8 protein-coding genes, 1 tRNA gene and 1 pseudogene are annotated in these 10661 nt (G+C 43.8%); all 10 read right to left on the reverse strand.

Going from position 1 to position 10661, the window contains the following annotated elements; genetic code table 11:
* Positions 1-3442: DNA-directed RNA polymerase subunit beta' (gene rpoC, locus VFM80_RS12165; RefSeq protein WP_395072101.1), on the reverse strand; the 3442-nt coding region annotated here is incomplete at its 3' end.
* 30 nt (positions 3443-3472) lie between these two features.
* Positions 3473-7288, reverse strand: a complete 3816-nt coding sequence (gene rpoB, locus VFM80_RS12170; RefSeq protein WP_395072108.1) for a DNA-directed RNA polymerase subunit beta — start codon at positions 7286-7288, stop codon at positions 3473-3475.
* Between the two features lie 145 nt (positions 7289-7433).
* Positions 7434-7814: a 50S ribosomal protein L7/L12 gene (gene rplL, locus VFM80_RS12175; protein WP_395072102.1), complete on the reverse strand. Its 381-nt coding sequence runs from the start codon at positions 7812-7814 to the stop codon at positions 7434-7436.
* Between the two features lie 51 nt (positions 7815-7865).
* On the reverse strand, positions 7866-8387 hold the full coding sequence (gene rplJ, locus VFM80_RS12180) for a 50S ribosomal protein L10 (protein ID WP_395072103.1): 522 nt from the start codon (positions 8385-8387) through the stop codon (positions 7866-7868).
* 16 nt (positions 8388-8403) lie between these two features.
* The gene (rplA, locus tag VFM80_RS12185; protein WP_395072104.1) at positions 8404-9102 is read right to left on the reverse strand and encodes a 50S ribosomal protein L1; all 699 of its coding nucleotides are present in this window, start codon (positions 9100-9102) and stop codon (positions 8404-8406) included.
* A gap of 13 nt (positions 9103-9115) precedes the next feature.
* Positions 9116-9547, reverse strand: a complete 432-nt coding sequence (rplK, locus tag VFM80_RS12190; RefSeq protein ID WP_395072105.1) for a 50S ribosomal protein L11 — start codon at positions 9545-9547, stop codon at positions 9116-9118.
* A gap of 73 nt (positions 9548-9620) precedes the next feature.
* Positions 9621-10178 carry a transcription termination/antitermination protein NusG gene (gene nusG, locus VFM80_RS12195; protein WP_395072106.1) on the reverse strand — a complete coding sequence of 186 codons (558 nt, stop codon included), beginning with the start codon at positions 10176-10178 and terminating at the stop codon, positions 9621-9623.
* Positions 10179-10180: 2 nt separating this feature from the next.
* A complete protein-coding gene (secE, locus tag VFM80_RS12200; protein ID WP_395072107.1) occupies positions 10181-10363 on the reverse strand; it encodes a preprotein translocase subunit SecE in 183 nt (60 codons plus the stop codon).
* A gap of 17 nt (positions 10364-10380) precedes the next feature.
* A tRNA-Trp gene (locus tag VFM80_RS12205) sits at positions 10381-10453 on the reverse strand.
* 66 nt (positions 10454-10519) lie between these two features.
* Positions 10520-10661, reverse strand: a pseudogene (gene tuf, locus VFM80_RS12210) (elongation factor Tu); the annotation flags it as partial.

The following is a 10661-nucleotide window of genomic DNA, read 5'->3' on the forward strand; positions in this document are numbered from 1 at the left end:
CAACGGCAGGTTCACTTGGCGAACGTGCTTCAAACAGTTCAGTAATACGCGGCAGACCGGCGGTGATATCCTTCGATTTAGAAGCAACACGCGGGATCTTGGCGATTACCTGACCGGCTTCCACTTTATCGCCGTCTTCTACCACAATATGGGTATCAACAGGAAGTGTACTTTCGCGGATTCGGTCTTTAGTTCCTTTGATCATGATGGTTGGTACCAGCGAGCGATCTTTGGAATCTGTAATTACTTTTTCACGGTGACCGGTTTGAGCATCGGTATCATCAGAAGAAGTAACTCCGTCGATGATATCTTTGAATTCAACCTTACCGTCAATTTCAGAGAAGATCAGGGCATTGTATGGATCCCACTTACAGAGCACTGCTCCTTTTGGTACCATATCGCCATCTTCAACCAACATCTCAGAACCATAAGGGATGTTGTAGGTGATCAATATTGTTCCTTCATCGTTCACGATCTTAACTTCACCGGCACGTGACAGAACAACGTTGTGGTCTTCTTCGCCATCGTTGTAAACCACAACGCGGACGTTTTCAAATTCTACTTTACCTTCAAACTTGGTCTTATGCTGAGATTCAGCCTCTAAACGAGAAGCAGTACCACCAACGTGGAAGGTACGAAGCGTAAGCTGTGTACCCGGCTCTCCAATTGATTGAGCTGCGATAACACCTACCGCTTCACCTTTCTCAACAAGAGTACCACGGGCAAGATCTCTTCCATAACACTTGGCACATACTCCGCGTGGAGTTTCACAAGTCAATACGGAACGGATCTCAACTTCATCAATGGAAGTTTCAGCGATCTTCTGCGCTACTGTTTCATCAATGATCTGATTTTCTTCGCAGATCTGATCATCCGAGATCGGATCATAAATAGCATGCAATGATACACGACCAAGAATACGATCTTCAAGACTTTCAATGATATCCTCATTGTCTTTCAGAGCCGTCATCTTAATACCTCGAAGGGTACCGCAATCTCTTTCGTTAATGATCACATCCTGTGACACATCAACTAAACGGCGAGTCAGGTAACCGGCATCGGCGGTTTTCAGAGCGGTATCGGCAAGTCCTTTACGCGCACCGTGAGTAGAAATAAAGTACTCAAGAACCGTCAGTCCCTCTTTGAAAGAAGAAAGGATCGGGTTTTCAATAACTTCATTACCCTGCTGCATGGAGCTTTTCTGAGGCTTAGCCATCAGTCCACGCATACCACCCAACTGTCGGATCTGCTCTTTAGAACCACGGGCACCGGAATCGGCCATCATATAAACGGGATTGAATCCGTTACGGTCGTTTTGAAGTGCTGTGAAAAGCGTTTCAGATACACGGTTAGTGGTACTTGTCCACTTATCAATTACCTGGTTATAACGTTCATTATCTGTAATAAAGCCCATCTCGTAACGGCCTTGCACATCCGTTACTTCGTCTTTGGCTTTATTGATCAATTCTCCTTTGGCATCAGGTATGATGATATCATCAAGGCTGAATGAAAGTCCACCAATAGTGGCTTCTTCATATCCTAACCTCTTCATATCATCAAGGAACTTGGCTGTTTTAGCCGTTCCTACTATGCCATGAATTTCACCGATAAGATTTCTCAGTTCTTTTTTACCAAGGGTCTTATTGATGAATGGAATTTCCTTAGGGGTGATCTCATTGAATATCACTCGTCCGGTTGAAGTTTTTACAACTTCGTATTCTGCCTCCCCTTCCTCATTTATAACAGGAATTCGAACATTGATCTTGGCATGACTATCAATTTGTCCCTGATCGAAGGCGATCAATACCTCTTCCGGAGAAGAGAATGTTTTGCCTTCGCCTTTACGTCCATCATCAGGCTTGGTGAGATAATACAGACCCAAAATCATATCCTGCGATGGAACCGCGATCGGGCCACCGTTGGCAGGAGCTAAAATGTTGTGAGAACCTAACATCAGCACGGATGCTTCAACAACAGCATCGTGGCTCAATGGAAGGTGAACGGCCATCTGATCACCGTCAAAGTCAGCGTTAAACGCTGTACATGCGAGTGGGTGAAGCCGGATGGCTTTCTCTTCAATAAGTACCGGCTGGAATGCCTGAATACCTAACCTGTGCAATGTTGGGGCACGGTTAAGAAGTACGGGGTGGCCGTCAATTACATTTTCAAGCACTTCCCATACAACGGCATCACGTCGGTCAACTACTTTCTTGGCGCTCTTGACCGTTTTCACATATCCACGCTCTATCAAGCGACGAATAATGAAAGGTTTGTAGAGCTCAACCGCCATTTCTTTTGGAAGACCACATTCGTGCATTTTCAGCTCGGGGCCTACCACAATTACAGAACGGCCGGAATAGTCAACACGCTTACCAAGAAGGTTTTGACGGAAACGGCCACTCTTACCTTTCAGCATATCTGAAAGTGATTTAAGCGGACGGTTGTTGTTTCGTACTGCGTTTGATTTTCTTGAGTTATCGTAGAGTGAATCAACCGCTTCCTGCAACATACGTTTCTCGTTACGGAGAATCACATCAGGAGCTTTGATATCGATCAATCGTTTCAGACGATTGTTACGGATGATCACACGTCGATAAAGATCATTCAGATCCGAAGTCGCAAATCGGCCACCTTCCAAAGGTACCAATGGTCGCAATTCCGGTGGAATCACTGGAATTACACCCTGGACCATCCATTCAGGACGGTTTTCAGTGTGCTTGTTCGCGGCACGGAATGATTCAATTACCTGAAGGCGCTTAAGCTTTTTCTTCTTACGCATTTGTGAAGTTTCGTGCTTCACTTCATAGCGCAACTGATAAGCTAATTCATCCAGGTCAAGGTCAGCAAGAAGTGCTTGTAACGCATCCGCTCCTTCTTTAACGATGAATTTATCATCATCATCGTTGTCCAATTCCTGATTGTCTTCGGGCAGTTGTTCTAAAATGTCCCACTTCTCTTCTTCAGAAATCTGATCACCCTGAGCATAACCGAGGTCACGCGCAACACCAGGATTTATGATCACGAAAGTCTCGTAATACACAATCTTATCCAGGTTCTTGGAAGAAGTCCCAAGCAGGTAAGCGATCTTGTTTGGAAGTGATTTGAAGTACCAAATGTGTACTACAGGAACGGTAAGGGTAATATGCCCCATTCGCTCACGGCGTACAGCTTTCCGGGTAACTTCCACACCGCAACGGTCGCAGATGATACCTTTATAGCGGATACGCTTGTATTTACCACAATGGCATTCGTAATCTTTAACCGGACCGAAGATCTTTTCACAGAAAAGACCGTCCATTTCCGGCTTAAAGGTTCTATAATTTATTGTTTCAGGCGTCAAGACCTCACCGTGAGAACGAGATAAAATCGTCTCTGCGGAAGCAAGGGATACCCCAATGCTATCGAAGTCTTTGGTGACTGTTAATGTCTTAGTTACTGGCAAGGATGTTCCTCCAAATTATTAACAGTGAAATTATTCAATGTGCATTTCAAGGCCGAGACCCATAAGCTCTCGTAGTAATACCTTGAATGATTCAGGCACGTCTCCATCGGGCAGGTTCTCACCTTTAACGATGGCCTCATACACTTTAGAGCGCCCTTTTACGTCATCACTTTTTACAGTGAGCATTTCTTTCAGGATGCTGGAAGCACCATAAGCATACAGTGCCCAAACCTCCATCTCTCCAAGACGCTGACCACCAAACTGAGCTTTACCGCCCAATGGCTGCTGCGTAATGAGTGAGTATGGTCCAATAGAGCGAGCATGCATTTTGTCCTGAATCAAGTGATTCAGTTTCAACATGTAGATGTAACCTACCGTTGTTTTCTGTGCAAATGGCTCACCTGTGCGACCGTCATAAAGATTTACACGACCGTCTTCAGGTAACCCGGCTTCTCTTAATTTTTCTCTTACTTCATCCATGGAAGCACCGTCGAAAATAGGGGATGCAAAAGTAACGCCCATTTTCTTAGCTGCCCATCCGAGGATGGTTTCGTAAATCTGTCCAAGGTTCATACGAGAAGGTACACCCAACGGGTTAAGACAAATGTCTACCGGGGTGCCATCTTCCATGAACGGCATGTCTTCGGCTGGTACGATCTTAGCAACCACACCTTTATTACCGTGACGGCCGGCCATCTTATCACCCACTTTCAGCTTACGTTTTTTCGCAACATAAACTTTAGCTTTCTGGATGATGCCGGGCGGAAGTTCATCTCCAACCTGGATGGCAAATTTACGACGTTTGGCTTCGGTATCGATTTCACGACGAAGCTCACGGTAATTGGCAAACAACTTCTTCACCATCTTCACAAGCTCACCATCGGTGGCCCAGTCAATGTTTTCGTTGATGTTTACCGGGTCAATTTCTTCAAATACTGATTTCTTGTATTTCTCGCCTTTAGGGATCAGCTCTACGTTGCTGTAGTTCAGAACACCGGGAGAAGTTTTATCGCGAAGCAGAGAATACATTTTGTCTGCCCATTGCTGATTCAATTCAGCAACTTTTTGTGCATGACGTTCTTCTTCCTGCTCAACGCGTTTTTTCTCCTCTTTACGGGAAATAAGCTCATCACGCTTACGGCTGAAAAGCTTGGTATCAATTACCGTTCCTTCAACACTTGGCGGTACTTTCAATGATGCATCTTTCACATCACCGGCTTTATCACCAAAGATCGCACGGAGTAATTTCTCTTCCGGAGTAGGATCTGTTTCTCCTTTCGGAGTGATCTTACCAACCAGGATATCACCATGCTGGATCTTGGCACCTATTCGGATAATTCCACGCTCGTCAAGGTCAGAAGTTGCTTCCTCACTTACATTGGGAATTTCACGAGTCAATTCTTCTTCGCCACGTTTTGTATCTCGAACTTGTTGCTCGAATTCCGTTACGTGAATGGAAGTGTAAATATCTTCCTGAACAATACGCTCACTTACTACGATCGCATCCTCAAAGTTGTAACCGCGCCATGGCATAAATGCTACAAGCAGGTTACGGCCAAGAGCGAGCTCACCTTTATCGGTAGAGCAACCGTCAGCAAGAGCTTGTCCCGCTTTAACCTTGTCACCGATCTTAACTACAGGACGCTGGTTAATGGTTGTGTCCTGGTTAGTTCGAACAAATTTTGTAAGATTGTACGATTTAACCCCGCCGTCGAAATAGCAGTTTTGCTCATCTTCGGTACGGTTGTACTTAACTCTTATCTCATTTGCACTTACATATACAACTTCACCATCGGAGTCCGCAGTTATGATAGCTCTTGAATCACGTGCTGCTCTTTGCTCAAGCCCGGTACCTACAACAGGTGCTTCCGGTCTTAAAAGCGGAACAGCCTGACGCTGCATGTTCGAGCCCATCAAGGCACGGTTAGCATCATCATGTTCAATAAATGGAATTAATGCTGCGGCCAGAGATGTGATCTGGTTTGTCGCAACATCCATATATTCAATTTCTTCCGGCTTCACACGCAGATAGTTACCTTCACGTGTTCTTGAGAAGATAGCTTCCGTCTGGAACATGCCCTTATCATCGATCTCGGCATTCGCCTGAGCAATAACGGTCTCATCTTCCTGTTCAGCCGCTAAGTATTCAACATCTTTTGAAACCTTACCGTCTTTCACTTTTCGGTAAGGTGTTTCAATGAATCCAAAGTCATTTACTTTTGCGTGCACACACAAGGAGGAGATCAAACCAATGTTTGGGCCCTCAGGTGTTTCAATCGGACAAAGTCGGCCATAGTGAGTATAGTGAACATCACGAACCTCAAATCCGGCTCGTTCACGTGTCAAACCACCAGGACCTAAAGCAGACATACGTCGCTTGTGAGTCAACTCAGCAATTGGATTCGTTTGATCCATAAACTGAGAAAGCTGATTGGTACCAAAGAAAGTGTTGATCACACTTGAGATGGTACGGGCATTCACAAGATCTTGAGGTGTAAGCTGCTCAGCATCACGAGAGTTCATTCTCTCACGAATAGTTCGTGCCATTCGGGCTAAACCAATCGCAAATTGCTGTCCCAGCTGTTCGCCTACAGTACGTACACGTCGGTTACTCAAGTGATCAATATCATCAACCTGAGATTTCATGTTCTTCAATCGGATCACTTCCTTAACAATAGCTACAATATCTTCTTTAGTCAGATATTGAAGTGTATTCTCCTGATCCATCTTCAGTCGCTTGTTCAGTCGGTATCTTCCAACTTCACCAAGATCATATTTCTTGTCACTGAAGAACAATCGTTCTAATATAGAGCGTGCAGTTTCAGGATCCGGCATTTCACCCGATCTGATCTGCTGATAAATTTCTCCAAGAGCAGAAGACTCATCATAAGTAGGATCTTTACGAAGAGTATTCATTATAACAGATCTCTCAGATTCCTCTGCGCTGATCTTCTGAACCAGAACTTTTTCTACTTCAGCGTCTTTGAGTGATCCGAAATCATCTTCCGTTAATTCATGATCCCTTTCAAAAATGATCTGTCGATTCAGAGCTTCGGTTACTTCACCCGTCTCATCATCCACAACTTCTTCCATGCTTTCTACAACAATATTTTCAGCAAGCCTTTTGCCTACTAATTTTTTATTGTAATCAGCTTTTTTACCAAACTTAATTTCTTCAGAGATCTCAAAAAGACTAAGTAATTCAATATCTGAGGAGAATCCAAGTGCTCTTAAAAGAGTAGTGGCCGGAACTTTCTTCTTACGGTCGATATAGGCCCAAAGTACGTCACGAATATCTGTGGTAAACTCGATCCATGATCCCTTGAATGGAATAACTCTGGCAGAATATAATTGAGTGCCGTTTGGATGGACATTTTGTCCAAAGAAAACACCGGGTGAGCGGTGAAGCTGACTTACAATAACTCGCTCAGCTCCGTTTACAATAAACGTTCCTCGGTTTGTCATCCAGGGCAGGTCTCCCAAAAATACTTCCTGCTCAATGGTTTCACTGGCTTCATCGCTATCATCAACAGATGATAGTCTCAATTTTGCTTTAAGTGGAACCGAATAAGTTAATCCGCGATCCTGACATTCTGCTTCAGTGTATCTTGGTACATCCACATTGAAATACAGAAATTCGAGGATGTGTGTCTCCCTGGTATCCTGTATAGGAAAGTTTTCATTAAATATTCGTTGCAGACCTTGATTTTGTCTCTCATTAGGAGCAATATCAAGTTGTACAAAGTTTTCAAATGACTCTAATTGGATATCCAGAAAATCCGGGTAATCCAGTACATGTTTGGTTTTACCAAACGATAAGCGTTCCGTGTTCGGAATAGTTTGCATCTTCTTGCTCAAAAGGAACCTCTCCTCTTAGATTGAAGGTAAATAATACGGGTAAACCCCAAGGCAATTGGGGTTAAATTATATAGACGCCAATAGCCAATACCGTTTTCACGGCATTGGCTACCAACGAATTTGTAAGTATAAGTTACTTAAGCTCTACTTCGGCGCCAGCTTCTTCAAGCTTGCCTTTAATCTGCTCAGCTTCATCTTTCGACACAGCTTCTTTCACAGTTCCAGGAGCTCCGTCAACCAATTCTTTGGCTTCTTTCAGCCCAAGACCGGTGATTCCGCGTACTTCTTTGATAACCGCGATTTTCTTCGCACCAGCACTTTTCAGAACTACGTCAAACTCAGTTTGCTCTTCACCACCACCCGCAGCGTCTCCGCCACCGGCAGGTCCAGCTACTGCAACAGCAGCTTGAGCAGGTTTGATATCGTATTCTTCTTCAAGAACTTTGGCAAGTTCGTTTGCTTCTTTAATTGTCAGGTTGACAAGCTGTTCAGCTAAATCTTTAACGTCAGCCATTTTTATTCTCCAGTTGTTTTGATATAAAAAATTCTAGTTGTGTAATAAGGGTTATTCTTCGCCTTTTTCAGCGATGGTTTTAACGGCACCAACAAGGTTAGATCCTTGTGAGTTAAGTGCTCCAACTACATTTGATAGCGGGGCCATTAACAGACCAAGGATATCGCCAATAATTTCGTTCTTAGACTTCATAGCTGCCAGAACGTCCAGTTTATCTGCTCCGTAGAAGTCTCCGTCTACGATCGCAGCTTTAAACTGTGGCTTATTTTTATCCTTGATAAAATCTTTCAATACCTTGGCAGGTGCAGATAATTCTTCTTCTACAAAAGCAAAAGCGTTCTGCTCCACAAGAGATGGGATGACATCATCATATCCACCAACCTTTTCCATTGCGAGCTTCACGAGCTTGTTCTTATATACTTTGAAGCGAATATCTCCCTTACGAAATGCACCACGCAGTTCATTAACTTCAGGTACCGACATACCGGAATAATTAGTGATATAAAGAGCACTAGAGCTTTCCAGCTTTTCGGTAATTTCGTCTAAAACTGCTTGCTTTTCTGCAGTAGGCATAATTTAATTCCTCCTATTATAGGGATGTTACTGCGGTTCTGCTTAACGGGATGCTTGGTCCCATTGTACTGCTCATGAAAACACTTCTCACGTACAGTCCTTTTGCGGAAGCCGGTCTTAAGCTCATTACGGTCTTAAAGAATGCTTCTGTATTTTCTTTCAGATCGCTTGCGCTAAAACTTATTTTACCAACAGATGTATGCAGGATTCCGGCTTTATCAACTCGGAAATCAATCTGTCCGGCTTTTACTGTTTTCACAGCATCGGCCACATCCATTGTTACGGTTCCACTTTTAGGGTTAGGCATCAGTCCGCGGGGCCCTAAAAAGCGCCCCAGCTTACCGAGTTTACCCATTACGTCAGGGGTTGCGATAATCACGTCGATATCGGTCCACCCTTCTTCAATTTTCGTGATGTAATCATCAAGACCAACATGGTCGGCACCAGCTTCTCTAGCTTCATCTTGCTTACTCTCATTTACGAGTGCAAGCACACGAACTTCTTTTCCTGTACCATGAGGCAAGCTCACGGTGCCACGGACCATTTGGTCTGCGTGACGCGGATCAACACCCAAACGGATATCAATATCCACTGAGGCATCGAAGTTTCTGTTTGATGTTTTTTTAACCAGATCGCACGCTTCTTCCAAAGTGTATTCCACCTCGGGATTCACGAGTGCCACAGCCTGTTGATATTTTTTTCCTCTTTTTGCCATGATCACAATTTCCTTACTTTTCGCGATTTACTCTAAGACCCATACTGCGAGCCGTTCCTGCAACCATTTCTGCACCAGCTTCAATGTCAAACGCATTTAAGTCTTCCATCTTTTCTTGTGCAATTTCTTTGCATTGGCTCCAAGTGACCATACCTACTTTAATTCGGTTTGGCTCACCAGATCCGGACTTGATTTTCGCTGCTTTCTTGAGAAGAACAGGTGCTGGTGGAGTCTTTGTTTTAAATGAAAAAGACTTATCAGCATAAACCGTGATCTCAACAGGAACAACAGTTCCGGCCTTGTCCTGAGTCTTAGCATTAAAGGCTTTACAAAACTCCATAATATTGATTCCTGCCTGACCGAGTGCCGGTCCTACAGGTGGCGCAGGGTTTGCCTGCCCCCCAACAATCTGAAGCTTCAGGATTTTCTCAACTTTTTTAGCCATGGATTCTCAGGATCCTATAATTAATAACTTCTGTTTATTTTGCGTAATAGCTAGTGTGCATCAACTAGGTTCTTTAGGTTGCGGATTCAACTTGGTTAACATCCACTTCAACAGGAGTTTTACGGCCAAAAATACTTACCATAACTCGCAGTTTTAGTTTTTCAGGATTCACTTCCTGAACGGTTCCGTCAAAATCTTTGAACGGACCGGATATCACTTTAACCAGGTCTCCCTCGCTATACGGAATTTCAATGTTCCGTAAATCATCTCCACTATCTTGCACTCGTCCAATGATGCGCTTGACTTCGTGCTCTTTTAATGGAGTTGGCACCGTTACATTCTTTCCTACCTTTAAAAAACCAAGGCAAGATGGTGCACTTTGTATTAAATTGTTTACTTCTTCATCATAATGAGTTTTTAAAAGGATGTAACCGGGAAAGAAATTTTTCTCCCTGGTACGCTTCTTGCCGGCACGAACCTCAATCACTGTTTCAGTAGGAATCAAGATCTCGTGGATCTTATCCTCTAAACCCTGCTCTTCAATTTCGCGCTCAAGAAACTCTTTAACCTTTTTTTCATGACTGGAAAAGCAGCGGACCACATACCAATCATGTGTTAGTTCTTTGCTCATTATTAATTATAAATAGCTTCTAAAATTGTGCTGTACATTTGGTCTACACCAAAAATGAACAACGAAACAATAATTGTGAATACAACTACTATTATCGTGTTATCAATCAGCTCTTTTTGGGTCGGCCAGGAAACTTTCTTAAACTCCTTTACAACACCATCAAAAAAATTATTAATCTTACTCATATTTTTAATTAATTCTGCACGGGTGGAGAGACTCGAACTCCCGACACCTGGTTTTGGAGACCAGTGCTCTGCCAACTGAGCTACACCCGTGTAAAGCGCACAAGAGCAGCCGGCTAACCAACTGCTCTTTGCACTGGCCTTTATTTCAGGTATTTACTAATCTAAGATTTTAGTTACCACTCCGGCGCCCACAGTACGGCCACCTTCGCGTATCGCAAAGCGTAACCCTTCTTCCATCGCTACCGGCTGGATAAGTTCTACTTCTAACTTCACATTGTCGCCCGGCATTACCATCTCC

The organism is Gracilimonas sp. (assembly GCF_035704785.1).
Lineage (GTDB): Bacteria > Bacteroidota > Rhodothermia > Balneolales > Balneolaceae > Gracilimonas.

Excerpts from the sequence above, each read along its gene's own strand:
- rplK (WP_395072105.1), bottom strand. The coding sequence starts at position 9,547 with ATGGCTAAAAAAGTTGAGAAAATCCTGAAGCTTCAGATTGTTGGGGGG.
- nusG (WP_395072106.1), bottom strand. The coding sequence starts at position 10,178 with ATGAGCAAAGAACTAACACATGATTGGTATGTGGTCCGCTGCTTTTCC.
- secE (WP_395072107.1), bottom strand. The coding sequence starts at position 10,363 with ATGAGTAAGATTAATAATTTTTTTGATGGTGTTGTAAAGGAGTTTAAG.
- rplL (WP_395072102.1), bottom strand. The coding sequence starts at position 7,814 with ATGGCTGACGTTAAAGATTTAGCTGAACAGCTTGTCAACCTGACAATT.
- rpoB (WP_395072108.1), bottom strand. The coding sequence starts at position 7,288 with ATGCAAACTATTCCGAACACGGAACGCTTATCGTTTGGTAAAACCAAA.
- rplA (WP_395072104.1), bottom strand. The coding sequence starts at position 9,102 with ATGGCAAAAAGAGGAAAAAAATATCAACAGGCTGTGGCACTCGTGAAT.
- rplJ (WP_395072103.1), bottom strand. The coding sequence starts at position 8,387 with ATGCCTACTGCAGAAAAGCAAGCAGTTTTAGACGAAATTACCGAAAAG.